This window comes from Brenneria sp. L4-2C, from assembly GCF_040240335.1.
GTDB lineage: Bacteria > Pseudomonadota > Gammaproteobacteria > Enterobacterales > Enterobacteriaceae > Brenneria.
In genome coordinates, this window is the sequence record NZ_JBEIAC010000001.1 from 705623 (window position 1) to 724563 (window position 18941).

The 18941-nt window shown below is 52.7% G+C and carries 17 protein-coding genes; 5 read left to right on the top strand and 12 right to left on the bottom strand.

Going from position 1 to position 18941, the window contains the following annotated elements:
* Window positions 1-28: 28 nt before the first annotated feature.
* The 4 genes from ABRZ26_RS03310 to ABRZ26_RS03325 all read right to left on the bottom strand — a co-directional run bounded on the left by ABRZ26_RS03310 (window position 29) and on the right by ABRZ26_RS03325 (window position 3574).
* Window positions 29-1315: a purine-cytosine permease family protein gene (locus ABRZ26_RS03310; protein WP_319602796.1), complete on the bottom strand. Its 1287-nt coding sequence runs from the start codon at window positions 1313-1315 to the stop codon at window positions 29-31.
* 19 nt (window positions 1316-1334) lie between these two features.
* Entirely contained in the window at window positions 1335-2024 is a 690-nt protein-coding gene (locus tag ABRZ26_RS03315; RefSeq protein ID WP_319602797.1) for a helix-turn-helix transcriptional regulator, read from the bottom strand.
* A gap of 28 nt (window positions 2025-2052) precedes the next feature.
* Window positions 2053-2466, bottom strand: coding sequence for a GNAT family N-acetyltransferase (locus ABRZ26_RS03320; protein WP_319602798.1), 414 nt, complete (start codon window positions 2464-2466; stop codon window positions 2053-2055).
* Window positions 2467-3202: 736 nt separating this feature from the next.
* Window positions 3203-3574 carry an inner membrane protein YbjM gene (locus tag ABRZ26_RS03325; protein WP_319602799.1) on the bottom strand — a complete coding sequence of 124 codons (372 nt, stop codon included), beginning with the start codon at window positions 3572-3574 and terminating at the stop codon, window positions 3203-3205.
* Window positions 3575-4008: 434 nt separating this feature from the next.
* Between ABRZ26_RS03325 and ABRZ26_RS03330 the strand changes: the two genes are divergently transcribed.
* Window positions 4009-5697 (top strand): aspartate:alanine antiporter, encoded by a 1689-nt coding sequence (locus ABRZ26_RS03330; protein ID WP_319602800.1) that lies wholly within the window; start codon window positions 4009-4011, stop codon window positions 5695-5697.
* A 178-nt stretch (window positions 5698-5875) separates the two neighbouring features.
* On the opposite strand, the gene ABRZ26_RS03335 is transcribed toward ABRZ26_RS03330, so the two are convergent.
* Genes ABRZ26_RS03335 through rbsK form a run of 3 tightly spaced genes read right to left on the bottom strand, consistent with a single transcriptional unit; the run spans window position 5876 to window position 9183 of the window.
* The gene (locus tag ABRZ26_RS03335; RefSeq protein WP_319602801.1) at window positions 5876-6889 is read right to left on the bottom strand and encodes an aldose 1-epimerase family protein; all 1014 of its coding nucleotides are present in this window, start codon (window positions 6887-6889) and stop codon (window positions 5876-5878) included.
* A gap of 15 nt (window positions 6890-6904) precedes the next feature.
* Window positions 6905-8239 carry an L-fucose:H+ symporter permease gene (fucP, locus tag ABRZ26_RS03340; RefSeq protein WP_319602802.1) on the bottom strand — a complete coding sequence of 445 codons (1335 nt, stop codon included), beginning with the start codon at window positions 8237-8239 and terminating at the stop codon, window positions 6905-6907.
* A gap of 14 nt (window positions 8240-8253) precedes the next feature.
* On the bottom strand, window positions 8254-9183 hold the full coding sequence (rbsK, locus tag ABRZ26_RS03345) for a ribokinase (RefSeq protein WP_319602803.1): 930 nt from the start codon (window positions 9181-9183) through the stop codon (window positions 8254-8256).
* Between the two features lie 198 nt (window positions 9184-9381).
* Here rbsK and deoC point away from each other — a divergent pair, with 198 nt between their 5' ends.
* Together deoC and deoR are read left to right on the top strand one after the other, a co-directional pair.
* Complete coding sequence (deoC, locus tag ABRZ26_RS03350; RefSeq protein ID WP_319602804.1) at window positions 9382-10062, top strand: deoxyribose-phosphate aldolase; 681 nt, start codon at window positions 9382-9384, stop codon at window positions 10060-10062.
* 165 nt (window positions 10063-10227) lie between these two features.
* Window positions 10228-11001 (top strand): DNA-binding transcriptional repressor DeoR, encoded by a 774-nt coding sequence (gene deoR / locus ABRZ26_RS03355; RefSeq protein ID WP_319602805.1) that lies wholly within the window; start codon window positions 10228-10230, stop codon window positions 10999-11001.
* Here the strand turns inward: deoR and ABRZ26_RS03360 are convergent.
* From ABRZ26_RS03360 to ABRZ26_RS03375, 4 genes are all read right to left on the bottom strand, one after another.
* A complete protein-coding gene (locus ABRZ26_RS03360) occupies window positions 10998-12203 on the bottom strand; it encodes a serine hydrolase (RefSeq protein WP_413556066.1) in 1206 nt (401 codons plus the stop codon). The genes deoR and ABRZ26_RS03360 overlap by 4 nt on opposite strands.
* A 264-nt stretch (window positions 12204-12467) precedes the next feature.
* Window positions 12468-13127 (bottom strand): methionine ABC transporter permease, encoded by a 660-nt coding sequence (locus ABRZ26_RS03365; RefSeq protein WP_319602806.1) that lies wholly within the window; start codon window positions 13125-13127, stop codon window positions 12468-12470.
* Window positions 13120-14136, bottom strand: a complete 1017-nt coding sequence (locus tag ABRZ26_RS03370) for a methionine ABC transporter ATP-binding protein (RefSeq protein ID WP_319602807.1) — start codon at window positions 14134-14136, stop codon at window positions 13120-13122. Before ABRZ26_RS03370 ends, ABRZ26_RS03365 begins: the two co-directional genes overlap by 8 nt.
* A gap of 194 nt (window positions 14137-14330) precedes the next feature.
* Window positions 14331-15176 (bottom strand): MetQ/NlpA family ABC transporter substrate-binding protein, encoded by an 846-nt coding sequence (locus ABRZ26_RS03375; protein WP_319602808.1) that lies wholly within the window; start codon window positions 15174-15176, stop codon window positions 14331-14333.
* A gap of 159 nt (window positions 15177-15335) precedes the next feature.
* Between ABRZ26_RS03375 and ABRZ26_RS03380 the strand changes: the two genes are divergently transcribed.
* Window positions 15336-15953 (top strand): glutathione S-transferase family protein, encoded by a 618-nt coding sequence (locus ABRZ26_RS03380; RefSeq protein WP_319602809.1) that lies wholly within the window; start codon window positions 15336-15338, stop codon window positions 15951-15953.
* 14 nt (window positions 15954-15967) lie between these two features.
* Here ABRZ26_RS03380 and ABRZ26_RS03385 read toward each other — a convergent pair whose 3' ends face one another.
* Window positions 15968-17110, bottom strand: coding sequence for a PQQ-dependent sugar dehydrogenase (locus ABRZ26_RS03385; protein ID WP_319602810.1), 1143 nt, complete (start codon window positions 17108-17110; stop codon window positions 15968-15970).
* A 377-nt stretch (window positions 17111-17487) separates the two neighbouring features.
* On the opposite strand from ABRZ26_RS03385, the gene rimO reads away from it, so the two are divergent.
* A complete protein-coding gene (gene rimO, locus ABRZ26_RS03390) occupies window positions 17488-18801 on the top strand; it encodes a 30S ribosomal protein S12 methylthiotransferase RimO (protein WP_319602811.1) in 1314 nt (437 codons plus the stop codon).
* The last annotated feature ends 140 nt before the right edge of the window (window positions 18802-18941 follow it).

Below are 18941 nucleotides of genomic sequence, written 5' to 3' on the forward strand. Positions count from 1 at the left end.
CATTTTTTTAAAGGATGGCACGGCCTGTTTAATGTCCGGTCGAAACCCTGCTGCCGCGTTTAATCAGCCAATACAGAAGACTGGCCGCCAATAGCGAATTAAGCGCCGGAATCCCCCATTCTATGGCGAAGCCTACTATGGCGCCGGCAACACTCGCGGCGATGGCCGCCCAACCGATCAACGGCGTATCGGCGGCTTCCGGCAGTTCGCCTGCTTTTCTGCTCGCGGCGAGTAATTGTCCATGAGTGCGTAAAATATAATAATCGACCAGCATGATGCCGATAATCGGCGGGAAAAGTACGCCAAGCAGCGTGAGAAAATCCACGAACCTATCCAAAATACCCATCACGGAAAGGAAGGTGCCAATAAACCCAATCACCAGCGTGATCGACATATAGCTGAGTTTTCTGCCGGTCATGCCTTCTATGGCGTTGGCAATACCCAATGATGACGAATAAAGATTGATGTCATTGATTCTCAATGTGGAGAAAATGACCGCGATCAGCCCGATACCCCCGGCGGTTTGCGACATGATGGTCACCACATCGGCGGTATTCAGCGCCCGGGCAATTAATATCGCCAACCCGTTGACGATAAATTCCCCCACGATGATCGACATAATGGTGATCCAGAAAACGTGGTTGCCTTTTCGGGAATAACGGGTCATATCGGGGGTAATTAAACTTGCCACAATACAGCCGCCGACCACCATGGTGGCGCCGGCGCTGATGGAAACGGCCGCGCCGGCGGGAGCGGAACGCAGCAACTCGGCGATATTGTGCCCCGAGAGGGTCATAACGGAGATATAGCCGACAATAAAGATAAACAGCGGAACGGCTATTTTCGCGGTAAATTTTAACGCCTTGAAGCCAAAGGCGACCAGAATCGTCAGCGCGGCGCCGGACAGGGTGGCCGACCAGCCAAAGCCTAACCTGTCGCCGAGGGCGAAGTTGAGGGCTTTGGCAAAGACGGCGTTTTGCACGCCGAACCAGCCCAACAGGCTGACGGCTATCACCACGCCGATCAATACGGAACCCACGCGGCCGAAACCGCACCATCGGGCCAGCAAACTGCCGGATAATCCCTCTTTCATACCCGCATAGCCAAGGCCCAACGTTACCACCCCGAATATCGAGCTGCCGATAAAAATCGAGATAAAGGCATCGCGCAGCGTCATTGCGTTGCCCAGTACGGCGCCTAACATAAATTGATCCAGCGCGGTCAGCATCCCTATATGGACCAATGCCACATTAAAAAAGGGCAACCGTACATTCATCGGCACCCGACTGACCGGATAATCATCGATACTTTCCATCCGAATATCTTCCTTATATTTAAATAAATTGAATGCCTTTCTCTATGAGCGAATTTGGAACATAATTATCCAGTCCCAGATGACGACAAAACTCCTCGAATTGATTCAATGAATGGACGTTCGCCTTTTGATATATGCTATATACTCTATTCTGAATGGTTTTATAGGAAACGTTCATTTTTCTGGCGATCTCTTTATTGCTTAGTCGTTGCAAGATCAGAAAAACAATATCAAGTTCAGACTTGGTAAAAATGCTGGTGGTTAATTCGGTATTTAACGTCGTGGGCTTTTTGTGGTCAATATAAACCAGAGGCGACAGCGTATTAAGCGGCCTGGCGTTCCACATGGTTGCGATGCAAATCCGCTCTGCATTAAAGATGGGGATTTTCTCGCTAATGAACGGCGTTAGCGTTTTTTTGCCGTACCAATAGTGGGTTTCGATAACGGTAACGCGCTGTGCGCTATTTTCCGTACGGCGATCATGCTCTTTCAGGTCATCGGATAACTCAGCCCAACCGGCAGGAAACTCATCATCAAACTTCCCCTCGATATCAAAATTCAGGGGCGTATTGGTATAAAGGTATGCCGCTTTATTCATATAGATATGCCTGGATTCCAAATCTTTAATCCCCCAGGGCTCATTCAGGTACTCCATCATGGTGATAAGGCTGCGGATATAATCATTCATACTTTTTGATGACGATGGCATCCTGCCCTCCTTTTAGACTCAGGCTGACTCAGCGGATCAGTTTTGCTAAATAGTGCCGCGTATGCTTGTGGGCATATCCCGGCAGGTTGCCGTATTCTCGATATCCCAGTTTCTCGTAAAAGCCCCGCGCCTGAAAACTGAAGGTATCGACATAGGCCAGATGGCAACCGCGTTTAAGCGCTTCCTCTTCGGCTTTTTTCATCAGTTGGCTGCCTAATCCGGTTTTTCGGTATTTCTCGCTGACCCATAGATATTGTACTTCAAGGCCTCCCCACCAGGTTCTGGCCACCAGACCCGCCACGATGGCGCCGGTCTGATCCTTGAAGTTCAAAAATAATGGCTGAATATCGACGGCGTCATATTTTTCATTGTGCTGCCACAAACTTTGAATAACGTAGTCTTGTTCACTTTGATCCGGCTTATCGGTAATATTTAAATTCATTTATTATTCGCATCCTTATTATTTATATATAAAAGATATTTACAGCATTCATGATTGGTCAATAGCACAAATAGTCTTCTGAAACAAGAGGGGTTTTCACCCGTTCTCATATTTGCATATTGCGTTATGGTAAGCAGCGTTATAAGAACATAAAGTTCGAGATATTTATATCATGCCAGATCAATCGGGGTATGTGAATAATGTCCTTCACCAGGGAAACATATTCAGAGGTGATAGTGCCGGATGCCGAATCCGCCTGCTACTAAAATAATGCCTGACATGTGGAGAAAAAATATAGGATAAATCACCGCAACAGTAGTAGTCGGACTGAGCGTATTTTGGCCGGGTGAACCTGTTAGTCGTCAACCAGTTCAACATATTTTGATATTATATAACCAGCGGTCTCTTTAAACATTTTTTATATAATTTGCCGATGGATCAATTTTAGCCGTATGTATTCGTCATAAAGGCAAGTTGCCTGTGCGTCGACTTTGTTACTCGGCTGCTGTAAGCAGCGTTCAAATCTGCTCCGGCAGCTTTGTCAGTCACCTGAATCACGGACTTGAGCAAGCGTATCAGGGTTAATTGAGAGACATCCTGCCTCTCACCGCTGGCTGGCCTGCCGTTGCTGATCAACGTCGTTCCCGACGAATTCGACCATCAGTTATCGCGTTGTTCAAACCGATAGCGTTTTGTCCGAATAGAGGAGCAAGCCCCATCCGCGATAAACGCCGATTCAGCGAAAATACCGCCGATAGGTCGCATGCAGGCATAAAACGCCCAGCGCGCCCAGCACACTCCAGAATACCGCGCTCAACATATAAGCCAGCTCTTGCCAGAACGAGTGATTGGGCGCGCGGCCAAAATGCAGGATAAGCAGGCACACCGGCATCGCGATGAGCGATCCAATCAATGGATACAGCAGCCGTCCGCGCCGGGACAGACAGCTTGCCACGATGCCCGGCAATAAAAAGAGCAACATTCCGGGATCGCCACGCAGCCCATCGTCAGAGACCACATCAGGCACATTCATTTTCTGACCTAAAAAGACCACGGTAAACAATAAAAAACAACAGGCTGAACCAATCCAACCTTTATCGTTCGCCATACGTTTCCTCTCTTGATATGCCGTCCACGTCATATCTGACCGATGCCCTGCTCCACCTGTTTCACGCTGCGGCCTGACCGTATCCCCGGACGATAACGCCGGGAATGCGCTGCGATCACGCCTGAAAAAGCGATGGGGTTAAACTTCGACACGGTAAATATGAATGACTGAATATCCCCGATATGACATAAAGTGAGGTATCGCCACTATTTATTCAGTGAATACTGGTTGTAAGACCAACAAACATCTAGAATAGCGACGCCACAATAATTGCGATGAACAATTTGTACAGCATAAATTAGACTGATCGCGCCGGGTTCCTGCTCGCCGACAGTTATTTATGATGTCAGTGGAACCTATGCAGTTAATGGCTAAATCTAGCCTCTATAACCATTTATATCAAGCACTTACTGGTAAATGACAAGTTACATCCCATGAATATAAACGTCGCTGATTTGTTAAACGGGAATTACATTCTGCTGTTATTCGTGGTTCTTTCATTAGGACTTTGCCTTGGGAAGTTACGTCTGGGGCCAGTACAACTCGGTAATTCTATTGGTGTTTTGGTGGTATCGTTATTACTCGGACAACAACATTTTTCGATTAACACCGAAGCGCTCAATCTCGGTTTTATGTTGTTTATTTTTTGCGTCGGAGTGGAAGCCGGGCCTAATTTCTTTTCAATTTTTTTCCGCGACGGCAAGAATTACCTCATGCTTGCCCTGGTGATGGTGGTCAGCGCCATGCTGCTGGCGCTGGGATTAGGCAAGTTATTCGGCTGGGGGATCGGGCTGACGGCCGGTATGCTCGCGGGCGCCATGACATCCACCCCCGTCTTGGTCGGCGCCGGCGACACCTTGCGCACCATGTCCGGCCTCGGCGCGCAAATAGGCGTAGAGCAGGACCACCTAAGCCTGGGCTATGCGCTGACCTATCTTGTCGGCCTGGTCAGCCTGATCTTCGGCGCGCGCTATCTGCCCAAATTACAGCATCAGGACTTGCCGACCAGCGCGCAGCAGATTGCCCGTGAACGTGGGCTTGATACCGACAGCCAGCGAAAAGTGTACCTGCCGGTTATCCGCGCCTACCGCGTCGGTCCGGAACTGGTCGCCTGGGCTGACGGGAAAAATCTGCGGGAACTGGGCATTTATCGCCAGACGGGCTGCTATATTGAACGCATCCGCCGCAATGGCATTTTGGCCAATCCTGATGGCGACGCCGTACTGCAACTTGGCGATGAAATCTCTCTGGTGGGCTACCCCGATGCTCATGCCCGTCTGAACCCCAACTTCCGCGATGGGAAAGAAGTGTTCGATCGCGACCTATTGGATATGCGCATCGTCACCGAAGAAATCGTGGTGAAAAACCACAATGCGGTCGGTAAACGTCTCAGCCAATTGAAACTTACCGATCACGGCTGTTTTCTTAACCGCATTATCCGTAGCCAGATTGAAATGCCTATTGATGACGGCGTGGTGCTGAATAAAGGGGATGTGTTGCAGGTTAGCGGCGACGCCCGCCGGGTAAAAAGCATTGCGGACAGAATCGGGTTTATTTCCATTCACAGCCAGGTGACCGATCTGCTGGCCTTCTGCGCATTCTTTATCATCGGCATCATGGTCGGCCTGATCACCATCCAGTTCAGTAATTTCACGTTCGGCATCGGCAATGCCGCCGGTTTACTGTTTGCCGGCATCATGCTCGGCTTTCTGCGCGCCAACCACCCGACGTTCGGCTATATCCCGCAAGGGGCGCTGAATATGGTGAAAGAATTCGGCCTGATGGTGTTTATGGCCGGCGTCGGATTAAGCGCCGGCAGCAGTATCGGCCGCAGCTTCGGCGAAATAGGGATGCAAATGCTGGTCTCGGGCTTAATCGTCAGCCTGGTGCCGGTGGTTATCTGCTTTTTATTCGGCGCTTATGTGCTGCGCATGAACCGCGCCCTGCTGTTTGGCGCCATGATGGGCGCCAGAACCTGCGCGCCGGCAATGGAGATTATCAGCGATACCGCCCGCAGCAATATTCCGGCGCTGGGATATGCGGGTACCTATGCCATCGCCAATGTATTGCTGACATTGGCCGGTTCGCTGATCATCATCATCTGGCCGGAATTGCCGGGATAACAGGAAGTATAAAAAATTGTCACTATTTCTGACAAAAGGCAGAACTTTTCCTTAAGGCCAGAGTCTGAATTACTGCCACTGCTTTTCTTTGTTATCCCCATATTGAGGAGCCCGTCGTTCCCGCCTTTCAGGTTCAAGAACGATGGGCGTTTTCTTTTTTGCATCCCGCCCAAAACCCTTAACCCAGCCCGGTTTCCACATGAAAACGCCGTGTTTCGCCGGCGGCCATTTCAATCAGGGTTCCTGCCCGACGAGCCGCATTGTATCCCTCAGGCCGGCAGGTCGCGGGTAACGCAAAGGCCGCTACTTTTTGATCGCCGTTATACAAAACCCAGCGAGTCGCATAATTCAGCTCCGCGCTGGAAAAACGGGTCACAAAACGATGCCCCTGCGGCGCATGCATACTGAACTCCACCTGCTGCGCATACTGAGACAGATTATCGGCGAAAAAAACGATTTCCGGATCGTAAAACCCAGGTTCATCCAGCGCATTGAAGCTTTCCGGCGCCTGCGCCAGCTTCTCCGTATAACTCAGCCACTGCGCCGTTGGATGTACATGTCCCGGAATGGAGCGGCGTAAGGCGAAAGCCCGATCGGGAATGTTCTGACTGAATGTCGCCCCGGCCACATAGGCGTAGTTCATATGGCACATATACTGTAACGGCATAGGCGCGCTCGCCAGATTCGTCACCGTCATCTCAATATTCAGCAGCGTACTGCCCGCCGTCATAGTCACCGCCGGCGCCGCACGGTAATGATGACCGAATCCTTTCACATACTCATAGTCCCCCGTCAGCGTCAAGGCGTCATTGCCGATGATCAAGCGCGCGACGTCCATTGGCGCACAAGCCATTTCTCCGTGCAGTGGATGTTGATCGTCCGCGGCGGGACAGCCGTTGCTTAGCAAACCGGAATGAAAGGCGAAGCAGCCATAGGTATCGATGATGCTACTGCCCGGCTTCGGCTGCGAAAAAGGATTGCTCATGGTCAGAGAATGACCATCGAATTCGGCATCCCAAATCATCTGCCCGTAGAATGGCAAAATGATGATGTACCCGCGCGCATTCTGTAATTTGATGGCCTCAATCCCTGAAACATAGCGAAACGTCGTTGCCGAAAAGTGTGCGTTTTCCAGCAGTATCCGGGGCTGTTCCGTAAACATCGAACGTGATAAATGTATTTGCGTGCTCATTAAATATCCCTCTCATCAAGCGTCATTACTGGTCGCGGGCCGATCGACGGCCAAATGCCGCTTGTTGCGCATTTCGCCCCAGAAATAGAAACCGACATAGGCAAAGCACAACAGAGACACGCCAAAAGATTTTTGCAGAGAACCCAAATGATCGGAGACATATCCCTGCACTGCCGGCACCACCGCCGCGCCGACGATAGACATCACGATAATGGCGCCGGCGACCTCGGTGTATTTTTTGTCGACGGTATCCAGCGTACCGGCATATATCGTCGCCCAACAGGGGCCGAACAGAACGCTGACGAAGACCGCGGCATAAACGGCGGTAAAATTCGGCACCATGACGACATAAGCCAGCGTCGCCACGCCGGCCGCCGAGTAAGCGATCAGGACTTTTTCGGCGCTGAAGCGCGTCATCAGGAAATTGGCGACAAACTTACCGATAAAGAAGCAGATAAAGCTGTAAATCATAAAGTTAGAAGCATCACGCTCGTTGGCCGCTCCTAAAGTTAACGCCAGACGAATGGTGAAAGACCACACAGCGACCTGCATACCGACATAGAGAAACTGCGCCACAATGCCGCGTTTGAAATGGTTGTTGCCCGCCAGATAACGCAGCGTCTCACCGAGCGACGGCAGCGTCTGCTTGTTCTGTCCCTCATTTTGCACCTTACAGGTTGGATAGCGGGTCAGCAGGAATAGAAAGAAAACTATCAGTAACACGAAAATCAAATACTTATAGGGTTCCAGCGTGTATTCCAGCATTTGCAGGCGGAACGTGTGGATCTGATCCGGCGTCATGTTCGCCATCTGACTTTCCAGGCTATCGCCTTCCTGGAATACCAGATATTTACCCAGGACAATCCCCATCAATGCGCCGACTGGGTAAAATGTCTGGCTGATATTCAGGCGCAGCGTGGCGTAATCACGATGACCAATCATTGAGCTGTAGGTGTTGGCGGCCGTTTCCAGAAAACTCAACCCAATGGCTATGGCGAAAATCGCCGCCAGGAACATGGTATAGGTCGCCATGTGAGATGCCGGATAAAACAGACTACAGCCGGCGATATAGAGCGTCAGGCCGATCAAAATCGCGATCTTGTAACTGCTTTTCCGGATCACTACCGATGCCGGGATCGCAATCAAAAAATAGCCGCCGTAAAATGCGCTTTGCACCAGCGCACTGGCGAAGTCGCTCAGTTCAAACACGCTTTTAAATTGCGTAATCAAAATATCGTTCAAGCTGGCCGCGCATCCCCATAACGGGAACAGGCACGACAACAAAATAAACTGAAACAATGGCGTCTTATTCAGATAGCCATCTGGCATTTGGATAATATCCTGACGCATGATGTTTTCCCCGGTTAGTTGGCGAGAGAATGATTGGCAAGAAAATCACGAAATTGCGCCGCATCCGGATAAGCACGCTGGGTGCCTTTTCCCGTAACGCTATAGGCCGCAAAAGCAGAGGCGTATTCCATCGCGCGTTTTATGTTTCCGTCCTTCACAAAGTAATGCGCAAAACAGCCGATAAAAGCATCCCCGGCGCCGCTGGTATCAATGGCGTGAACGCTGACCGGCTTAACATGATGTATCTGTTCCCCCGTCATCCACACCGAGCCGCGGTGACCCATGGTGATAATCAGGTTTTTCAATCCCCTGGCCAGCAGCAAGCGTCCCGCGCTGAAAATGTTCTCTTCGGTATCAACCGGCATACCGGTCAGAATTTCCAGTTCGGTTTCGTTCGGCATAAAGAAATCGCACTGGCAGGCATAGTCGATATCCAGCTCGCGCGCAGCCGGCGCTGGATTCAAAATGACCTGAATGTGATGCCGGCGAGCAAAATCAATGGCGTAATAGACGGTTTCCAGCGGGATCTCCAACTGGAGAATAAACAGTTTGCACTGTCTGAGTGATTCAGCGGCCGCGTCGATGTCCCGGGCCGATAGATGGTTATTCGCGCCTTTAATAATCAAAATCCGGTTATGTGACGACTTATCGACAAAGATCGGCGCCACCCCGCTAGAGATGCCGGCGACCGGCGTAACATAGCGAACGTCCACGCCCAAATGCCGTAAGTTCTCTATGGTGTTGCCGGCGAACAGGTCGTCGCCGACCCGGCTGACCATCATGACGGACGCCCCCAGCTTGGCGGCAGCAACCGCTTGATTCGCCCCCTTCCCGCCGCAGCCTATCTCAAAGTCCGGCGCCGCCAGCGTTTCGCCTGTTTTAGGCATCTCATCAATGTAAGTGATGAGATCCACCATATTTGAACCAATGACTGCGATATCCATAATCAGCTTCCCCGGATGGTTTTTTTAATTATTAAATGTTACGTTAATAACAATAACAACCATGGTTTGTTATTAATGTGACAATGATCGCAAGCGGCAGGTATTTACGTGGAAAAAAGAACAGATAAAATTGATATTGCAGTTAAAATGTTATAATTATAACATCCATAATTTATTAAACAGTCAAAGGAGCCAACCATGACGACTGAAACGCGCGATTACGCCCCCTATATTGACCACACGCTGCTGGCCGCCGATGCCACCGAACAACAAATCATCAAGCTGTGTGAGGAAGCGAAAACGCATCGCTTTTATGCGGTTTGCGTTAACTCGGGTTATGTCCCCTTAGCCGTCGGTCAGTTAAAAGGCACACCGGTGCGGGTTTGTTCGGTGATTGGCTTTCCGCTGGGCGCCGGCCTGACATCCGCCAAAGCCTTTGAAGCGAAAGCCGCCATTGACGCCGGCGCCAGAGAAATAGATATGGTGATCAATATCGGCTGGTTGAAAAGCGGAGACGTCAGCGCCGTTAAGGCCGACATTCAGGCCGTGCGCGAGGTTTGCGCCGCTATACCGTTGAAGGTAATATTGGAAACCTGCCTGCTTAGCGATGAACAAATCGTGCTGGTTTGTGAGATGTGTCGTGAGCTGAATGTCGCATTCGTCAAAACATCCACCGGGTTCAGCACCGGCGGCGCGCGCGTCGAGCATGTGAAACTGATGCGTGAAACAGTAGGCCCAACGGTTGGCGTTAAAGCCTCCGGCGCGGTTCGCGACCGTCAGACGGCGGAAAACATGATCCTCGCCGGCGCGACCCGAATCGGCACCAGTTCCGGCGTCGCTATCGTTTCCGGCAAATCGTCCGCGGCAGGAAACTACTGATTATCATTCCGCATAGATGAAATTGCTTTCCCCCGACGTGATGACAATGCGAACAAGCGGATGAGGTATCTTCAGGGACGCCTCTCCCTGCGCAGGCTGAATATATCAATCATCATGGTGCGTATGGAATTATTCGATTAGGCAGACCCATTATCAGGACATCACATGGAAACGCGGCGCGAAGAACGGATTAATAAACTTGCCCAGGCCTTGAAATCAACCGACAAACTGCACCTTAAGGACGCCGCCCAGTTACTGGGCGTGTCCGAGATGACCGTTCGCCGCGATCTGAGCGCCGAGCCAGCGGCCGTGGTATTGCTCGGCGGCTATGTGGTCAGCGATTTGAAGAATAACAACGCCACCAATTATTTTGTTTCCGATCAACAAAACAAACATGTGGCGGAAAAACGCAGCGCCGGCGCCGTCGCCGCGCGTCTGATTGCTGCGAACGATACGGTATTTTTCGATTGCGGCACCACCACGCCTTTTATTATCGACGCCATTGCCGAAGACCTGCCGTTTACCGGTATTTGTTATTCCCTGAACACCTTTCTGGCGTTACAGGGAAAGCACGCCTGCCAAGCGATCCTCTGCGGCGGTCAGTTTCACCCGGACAACGCCATTTTCACGCCGCTCGGCCAGCGCAACGAGCTTGATAACGTCTGCCCGAATAAAGCGTTTATTTCAGCGGCGGGAATCGATCTCGCCGCCGGCGCCACCTGCTTTAATTTCGCGGAACTGAGTATGAAACACCGGGCGCTGGCGATGTCGCAGCGCGCCATTCTGGTTGCCGATAGCAGCAAGTTCGATCTGGTTAAACCCGCCTGTATCGGCCCGCTGACGCTGTTCGATACGCTGATAACCGATCGCCAACCGGCGGCCGGCTATCTTCGCTACTGCAACGATCATGGCATTCGGTTGATGAACATCGACCATTAACCGAACAGACCGCCAAACCACTGCTGAAACTTCAGCATTACCGAATCCCACAATCGGCTGAAGAATCCCGCTTCCGGGATCTCGTCCAGCGCCACCAGTTGATGCTGCCCGATGCTCTTGCCGTCAAGCTGAAAATCAATGGCGCCGACGACCTGATTCTTCGCCAAAGGCGCCGACAACTGCGGCTGAAGCAGCGTAAAGCTGGCTTTCAAATTTTTCATCTGCCCTTTTGGGATCGTCAATGCGGCATCCTGCGCCACACCAAGCCGGGCCTCTTTCTGCGTGCCGTACCAGACGCGCTGCGTGGTAAAAGGCGCGCCCGTCTTGATCGGCGTGATGGTTTCATAAAAGCGAAATCCCCAGGTAAGCAGTTTCTCACTCTCGCGGAAACGGGTCGCATCCGTCGGCGCGCCCAGCACCACGGAGATTAAGCGCATTGGGCCTTCGGTGGCTGATGCCACCAGATTATGTCCGGCGCCGCTGGTATGACCGGTTTTGATGCCGTCCACATTGAGATTGGAGCTCCACAGCAGGCGGTTTCGATTAGGCTGGCGAATGTTGTTGAAGGTAAACTCTTTTTCTTTATGCAGCGCATACTCGTCCGGCACGTCGCGAATCAGCGCCTGACCCAGTAACGCCATATCGCGCGCGGTGCTGTACTGTCCCGCCGCATCCAGTCCATGAACGGTAAGAAAATGGGTATTGGTCAATCCCAGCGTTTTAACATAGTTGTTCATCAGGCTGACGAACGCATCCTGACTGCCGGCCACATAATCCGCCAGCGCAATACTGGCATCATTGCCCGATTGAATGACGATGCCTTTATTCAATTCCGAAACCGGAACGCGATCGCCGGGCTTCAGAAACATCAGCGACGATCCGCGCAGCACCGGATTGCCGGTCGCCCAGGCGTCTTTCCCGACGGTGACCTCATCCGTCGTGCGTATTTTCCCGGCTTTTATCGCCTGTCCGATGGCATAACTCGCCATCATTTTTGTCAGGCTCGCCGGGTCAAGACGTTCATCCGCGTTAGATTCGGCCAGCACTTTTCCGCTGTGATAATCCAATAGGATAAATGCCCTCGCTTCAATCTGCGGGACGGTTGGGATCTGTTCGGCATGCGCCAACGGCATCAATCCCGTCAGCAATACCGCGCTTAGTGTGTAAGATTTGAGATGGGCAAAGAGAAACGTTTTCTTCATGAGATCGCCGGATATCCACAATTCATTTAAAAGATTTAACTTTCAATATGTTTTGAAAACTTTAGACACAGCCAAGGTAGCCCGTCATCTCCCTCAAGGAAACAATTCACTTTGTAAAGATAATCAAAGAAATGAAAAGGTCTAAAAAAGACGCGCCGGCGGGAAAAAAATCAGACAATCGGCAATGGCGCCGACAGCGCTGGTCGGGATAACGCCATGCGGCACCGGATAGGGTGCCGCATCAGATTAATACAAGACAGACAATCAGCGGCGTTCGCGTTTGTCCGCCTGTTTCGACAGCCAGTCGCCCAGCGTTTGCACAATCTGCACCAGGATGACCAACGCGATCACGGTGATAATCATCACTTCGGTTTCATAGCGATAATAACCAAAGCGGATCGCCAGATCGCCGACGCCGCCGCCGCCGACAATCCCGGCCATGGCCGAGTAGCCGATAAGGCTGACCAGCGTAATCGTCAGTCCGCGTAATAAACCGGCTTTGGCCTCCGGCAGCAATACGGTACAGATGATACGCATCGGGCTGGCGCCAAAGGCTTCCGCCGCTTCGATAATCCCCGGCTCGACCTCGCGCAGCGCGCTATCGACCAAACGGGCGTAAAAAGCGATCGCCGCGACCGACATCGGTACCGCGGCCGCCACCGGCCCGATGGTGCTGCCCAGCAGGATCTGCGTCAGCGGCAATAACAGCACCAGCAGAATGACAAACGGAATGGAACGGATGATGTTCACCACCACGGTGCTGAGCAGGTAAAGCGCCCGGTTCTCCCAAAACAGGTGCCGATCGGTCACGTAGATCAGGAACCCCAGCGGCAGCCCGCCGATCACCGCGAACAGGGTCGAAATCCCCACCATCTGGAACGTTTCGCCAAACGCCGCGACCAGATCGATCCATAAATCAGCCATGTAACACCTCCACCTGCGCCGTCGTGGCCTGAATATGCGCTATCGCTTCCGCCACTTTTTCCGGACTGGCCGGATGGGTTAACAGCGCGACCAGAATGCCTAATGCGCGATTGCCGATATACTCGATTTTGCCATGCAGGATATTGACGGAGACGCCATAACGGGTCGCCACATCAGACAGCACCGGCTGTTCCGCCGAATCGCCGACAAACAGGATTTTCAGCAATGTACCCTGTAAATCCTCCAGCAGACGAGGAGGAAGCTCAAGATTCAGCGTATGCGCCACCAGTTGACGAGTAAAGGCATGCTGCGGCGCGGCGAAAATATCAAACACATCGCCTTCTTCCACCACTTTGCCGCCGGTCATCACCGCGACGCGGTCACAGATCGACTTGATCACGCTCATCTCATGCGAAATCAGCACGATGGTGATACCCAGCTTCTGGTTAATCTCTTTGAGCAACACCAGAATCGACGCGGAGGTTTCCAAATCAAGCGCGGACGTCGGTTCATCGCACAACAGCACTTCCGGACGATTGGCGATGGCTCTGGCAATGCCTACGCGCTGTTTCTGCCCGCCGCTAAGCTGAGAAGGAAACGCGCCGGCCTTATCGCCCAGTCCCACCAGATTCAGAATCTCCGGCACCCGCTGCGCGATTTCCTCGCTGGACTTGCCGGCCGACTTCAGGCTGAACGCCACGTTTTCCGCCACGGTGCGCGTTTGCATCAAATTAAAATGCTGGAAAATCATGCCGATTTTCTGGCGCTGTTCACGCAAACTCTTGCCATGCAGGTCGCTGATTTTTACGCCATTAACGAGCACAAACCCGTCCGTGGGCCGTTGCAATACATTGATCGTCCGCAACAGCGTGCTCTTCCCCGCCCCGCTGGTGCCGACAATCCCGAAAACTTCTCCCGGTTTGATATGCAGCGTCACATTATCAACGGCGCGATTTCCCTGCTGCTTCCCGTGAGAGAAGTCAACACATACCCCTTCTAACTGAATCATTATCCGCAAACTCCTGGCATTAGCGGAAAAGAAGAAAGCCGGTCACTGACCGGCCAGACAAATACCACAGGTTAATTGCCGGCGCCGCCTGCTCTCGCTCGCCTGGCCTGATATTACCCGCTCCGTTGGGATTTTCCCCGAGCATATCGCTTCTCGAACGAAACGCACGGCTATCAGGCGATACCGGCTCGCGCTTATTGTGCGGGCGCGGGCGTGGTCGCCAGCATCCATTCCGGTTTCTGGAACTGACTGAACATCGACCCCGGCTGGTTAATCACCGCAGCATAGGCGGGCGATTCAACAACGGCCTTGGTATCTTTGACAAACGGCTTATCCAGATCTTCCGTGCGCACCGCAATCACATTCTTCAGATTTTCATCCAGCGTTTCCAGCTTGATGGCGGAAGACAGCTTGAGTCCCGCCGCAAAGGCGAAATTGCCATTAACCAGCGAACCGGTCACGCTGTCCAGCGTTCTGGGTAACTGCGCGGCCTCCAGCGGTTTGAAAACCAAACCGCGCGGATTTTCGACAATATCCTTTTCCGATGCTTTGGTGGCATCGATATCGGGCTTAATGGTGATCAGACCCAGCGATTGTAAAAAACGCAGGCCGCGGGCAAGGTTGGTGGCATCGTTGGACAAGGTGATGACGTCGCCCTTTTTCAGTTCATCCAATGATTTGATTTTATTGGAGTAAAGCCCCATGCTGGCCGTCGGCACCACGATCAACCGACTGATTTTCAGGTTTTTATCCGCCGCGAATTTTTCCAGATACAGCGTGTGCTGGAACAGGTTGGCGTCAATACTGCCGTTGGCGAGAGCGAGATTGGGCTGAACGTAGTCGCTGAATTCGCGCACTACCACTTTGTAACCTTTTTTCGCCAGTTCAGGTTTAATCGCCTGATTAACCATATCGCCATAAGGCCCCGGCGCCACGCCGAAGACAATAGTGTGCGGATCGCTGTTGGCGCAGGCCGCTTGAATACCGGCCGCCAATAGTGCAACACCCAACGTTGCACGAAGAGAGTGTGTCAATTTCATTGAAATATTTCCTGTCAGAACACGACTTTTCGTCATTATTGAGAATAACAAGTTAAATCATAAAGATTAAAAAGGCATATCATTATTTCTCATCTACGACTCGCTGGGTAGTTTACTTTATCCTTCACAGCATAAACTTTTTCTTTCCGGAGATACCGAATGGTAACGATTTGGGGACGTGAAAACTCGACTAACGTCAAGAAAGTGCTTTGGTGCGCGGCGGAATTGGCGCTGCCTTACCAACATATCCCGGCCGGCGGGCAGTTCGGCCGCAATCAGGATGCGCATTATCTGGCGATGAACCCTAACGGACTGGTTCCCTGTTTACAGGACGGCGAGCTGGTGCTGTGGGAGTCCAACACGATAGTGCGTTATCTGGCCGCGCAATACGGAGAAAACTCGCTGTATATTACGGATGCCGGCGCAAGGGCGAACGCCGAAAAGTGGATGGACTGGTCGATTACGCTGGCGAGCGCGTTTGGTCCTGTCTTTATCAATATGGTGCGCGTCGCGGCGGACAAACGCGATATGGCGCTGGTGGAAAAAGGGATGACGGAATGTGAGCGGCTATTGAGCATTGCTGATGCGGCGCTGGCGAACCAAACCTGGTTATCGGGCGATAAATTCGGCATCGGCGACATTCCGCTGGGCTGCATCGCCTATGGCTGGCTTAACATGCCCATCGAGCGCCAGGCGCATCCCAATCTGGCGCGCTGGTATCAACAGCTCACGGCGCGTCCGGCCTATCAAACACACGTCATGATCCCGTTATCCTGAAATAGCAGGCACCGTCAGGTGCCTGGCCCTACTTTTAGCAGCTTGCCGTTATCATGATCGGTCAGCACGTAAAGATAGCCGTCCGGCCCTACCCGCACGTCGCGAATACGTTCATCGCGCTCATTCAGCAATCGCTCCTCCGCCGCCACCTTATCGCCATCCAGCGTCAGGCGGATCAAATTCCGCTCCGCCAGCGCGCCGATAAACAGCGAGTTTTTCCACTGTGGGAATCGGTCGCTGTTATAAAACGCCATACCGCTGACGGCCGGGGATTTCTGCCAGTAAAAAATGGGATTCGCCATGCCCGCCACCTGTTCGCCTTTGGCCTCGGGGATCTTCAGCCCGGAATAGTTGATGCCGTAGGTGGCTAGCGGCCAGCCGTAGTTCTCGCCGGCTTGGGGAATATTGATTTCGTCGCCGCCGCGCGGCCCGTGCTCATTTTCCCACAGCGCGCCCGACCAGGGATTCAGCGCCATCCCCTGCGGGTTGCGATGACCGTATGACCAGATTTCCGGTCGGACGCCGGGTCGGTTAACCAACGGATTATCCGGCGGAATTTCCCCGTCCGCGCTCAGACGGACAATTTTCCCCTGGAGTTTGTCCAGTTCCTGCGCCGTCGGCCGTTGATTATTCTCACCTAAGGCAATAAACAGATATCCCTGACGGTCGAACGCCAGCCTGCCGCCGAAATGGTTTCCGGTGGACAACTTGGGCTGCTGGCGGAAGAAAACCGTAAAATTCTCCAACTGCGTATAGTCATCCGACAAACGACCATAGCCCACCGCCGTTCCCGCTTTTCCATCTTCGCCCTCTTCGGCAAAACTCAGATAGATGCGCCGGTTCTGGGCAAAATCAGGCGACAACGTCACGTCCAGCAGCCCGCCCTGCGATTTGGCATACACCTTCGGCACGCCGGCGATAGGCTCGGAGAGCCCGCCTGCCGCCTGCCAGCGGCGTAAATTACCCGCCCGTTCGGTAATCAGAATCCCCTGTTCGTTCGGCAAAAAAGCCAATGACCAGGGATGATCGAGTTTATCCTGCAACTCCGTCACCTTGAGCGGCGCGGCGAACAACGAGGCGGAAAACAGCAATGCAGCGGCCAGAAATAACCAGCGGCTCAGCGGCGGTAGGGATAACGATAGCGGGCGGTAAGGCATGGCGTTGTCTCCATTCAACAAAAGTTCTGTAAATTTAGGCGGCGGGGAATGTTTGTGCAAAAAATCGACGACAGCTTTACATTTTCTGAAGAAAGGGAGGAACGATATCCTGTGCGAGCCTTACCGGTACAGATTATCGTGACTCGATCGTTCTGATGCTATTGATGTCCCGTTATTTCATAAAGTGGATGCCGCCGTTGAATCGCACGGCTATCCGCGAGCGTCATGCCGGCGCCGATATAGAAAATGCCCGTCCATGCGAACAAGCCGACCAGCATATAATCGCCCGCTGACTTTAGTCGTATGACTATAAGCCACACCGACTATGGTGTAGAATTCGGCGGTTTTCCTTTTTGAATACATTGTGAGCAAATAACATGCAACAACCCCGCATTGGCTTCGTAAGCCTGGGCTGCCCGAAAAATCTGGTGGACTCCGAGAGGATCCTGACCGAATTGCGTACTGAAGGTTACCAGGTGGTGCCGCGCTACGACGATGCCGAACTGGTGATCGTCAATACCTGTGGTTTTATCGACAGCGCCGTGCAAGAGTCGCTGGAAGCCATCGGCGAAGCACTGAATGAAAACGGCAAGGTTATCGTCACCGGCTGTCTGGGCGCCAAAGAGAACCAAATCCGGGAAGTCCATCCCAAGGTGTTGGAAATCACCGGGCCGCACAGCTATGAGCAGGTACTGGCGCATGTGCATCAATATGCGCCCAAACCGGAGCACCATCCGTTCACCAGCCTGGTTCCGGCGCAGGGCGTGAAGCTGACGCCGCGTCATTACGCTTATTTAAAAATATCGGAAGGCTGCAACCATCGCTGCACCTTCTGCATTATTCCCTCCATGCGCGGCGATCTGGACAGCCGTCCGATTGGCTCGGTGCTGGATGAGGCGAAACGACTGGTCGAGGCGGGCGTCAAAGAATTGCTGGTGATTTCTCAGGATACCTCCGCCTACGGCGCCGATGTCAAGCAACGCACCGGCTTCTGGAACGGACAACCGGTGAAAACCAGTATGGTCAGCCTGTGCGAACAGCTTGCCACATTGGGCGTGTGGGTGCGCCTGCATTACGTCTACCCTTATCCGTACGTGGATGACGTCATTCCGTTGATGGCCGAAGGGAAAATCCTGCCGTATCTGGATATTCCTTTGCAACACGCCAGCCCTCGCATCCTCAAGCTGATGAAACGCCCCGGCGCGGTGGAAAGAACGCTGGAGCGCATCAAACGCTGGCGGGAAATCTGCCCGGAACTGACGTTACGCTCAACGTTTATCGTCGGCTTTCCGGGTGAAACGGAAGAGGATTTCCAGATGCTGCTGGATTTCCTGCAACAGGCCAGACTGGATCGCGTCGGTTGTTTCAAATACAGCCCGGTGGAAGGCGCGGCGGCGAACGAACTGCCCGACCAGGTGCCGGAAGAGGTCAAGGAAGAACGTTATCACCGCTTCATGCAGCTTCAGCAGAAAATTTCCTCGCAACGCCTACAGGAAAAAATCGGTCGGCAGTTGCTGGTGCTGATCGATGAAATCGACGCTGAAGGCGCGATTGGCCGCAGTATGGCCGATGCGCCGGAGATCGACGGCGTGGTGTACCTGAATGGCGAGACCGACGTTAAGGTCGGCGATATCGTGAGCGTGAAGATAGAACACGCAGACGAGTACGATTTGTGGGGCAGCCGGATCTGATCGTCCCTCTCTCTTTGCCGGTCTTTTGTTCAAGACAAGACCGGCATGGTTATTCAACCTGTCCGCTTTTCACCCTGTTGCGGTAAAATTCATCAATAATCATCCCCCTGTGACGCCTGCGCCTTGCGTCTGACTTTCAG

Bases quoted from the DNA above. Each gene is read 5' to 3' on its own strand.
- ABRZ26_RS03310 (WP_319602796.1), bottom strand. From the start codon at position 1,315: ATGGAAAGTATCGATGATTATCCGGTCAGTCGGGTGCCGATGAATGTA.
- ABRZ26_RS03315 (WP_319602797.1), bottom strand. From the start codon at position 2,024: ATGCCATCGTCATCAAAAAGTATGAATGATTATATCCGCAGCCTTATC.
- ABRZ26_RS03320 (WP_319602798.1), bottom strand. From the start codon at position 2,466: ATGAATTTAAATATTACCGATAAGCCGGATCAAAGTGAACAAGACTAC.
- ABRZ26_RS03325 (WP_319602799.1), bottom strand. From the start codon at position 3,574: ATGGCGAACGATAAAGGTTGGATTGGTTCAGCCTGTTGTTTTTTATTG.
- ABRZ26_RS03330 (WP_319602800.1), top strand. From the start codon at position 4,009: ATGAATATAAACGTCGCTGATTTGTTAAACGGGAATTACATTCTGCTG.
- ABRZ26_RS03335 (WP_319602801.1), bottom strand. From the start codon at position 6,889: ATGAGCACGCAAATACATTTATCACGTTCGATGTTTACGGAACAGCCC.
- fucP (WP_319602802.1), bottom strand. From the start codon at position 8,239: ATGCGTCAGGATATTATCCAAATGCCAGATGGCTATCTGAATAAGACG.
- rbsK (WP_319602803.1), bottom strand. From the start codon at position 9,183: ATGGATATCGCAGTCATTGGTTCAAATATGGTGGATCTCATCACTTAC.
- deoC (WP_319602804.1), top strand. From the start codon at position 9,382: ATGACGACTGAAACGCGCGATTACGCCCCCTATATTGACCACACGCTG.
- deoR (WP_319602805.1), top strand. From the start codon at position 10,228: ATGGAAACGCGGCGCGAAGAACGGATTAATAAACTTGCCCAGGCCTTG.
- ABRZ26_RS03360 (WP_413556066.1), bottom strand. From the start codon at position 12,203: ATGAAGAAAACGTTTCTCTTTGCCCATCTCAAATCTTACACACTAAGC.
- ABRZ26_RS03365 (WP_319602806.1), bottom strand. From the start codon at position 13,127: ATGGCTGATTTATGGATCGATCTGGTCGCGGCGTTTGGCGAAACGTTC.
- ABRZ26_RS03370 (WP_319602807.1), bottom strand. From the start codon at position 14,136: ATGATTCAGTTAGAAGGGGTATGTGTTGACTTCTCTCACGGGAAGCAG.
- ABRZ26_RS03375 (WP_319602808.1), bottom strand. From the start codon at position 15,176: ATGAAATTGACACACTCTCTTCGTGCAACGTTGGGTGTTGCACTATTG.
- ABRZ26_RS03380 (WP_319602809.1), top strand. From the start codon at position 15,336: ATGGTAACGATTTGGGGACGTGAAAACTCGACTAACGTCAAGAAAGTG.
- ABRZ26_RS03385 (WP_319602810.1), bottom strand. From the start codon at position 17,110: ATGCCTTACCGCCCGCTATCGTTATCCCTACCGCCGCTGAGCCGCTGG.
- rimO (WP_319602811.1), top strand. From the start codon at position 17,488: ATGCAACAACCCCGCATTGGCTTCGTAAGCCTGGGCTGCCCGAAAAAT.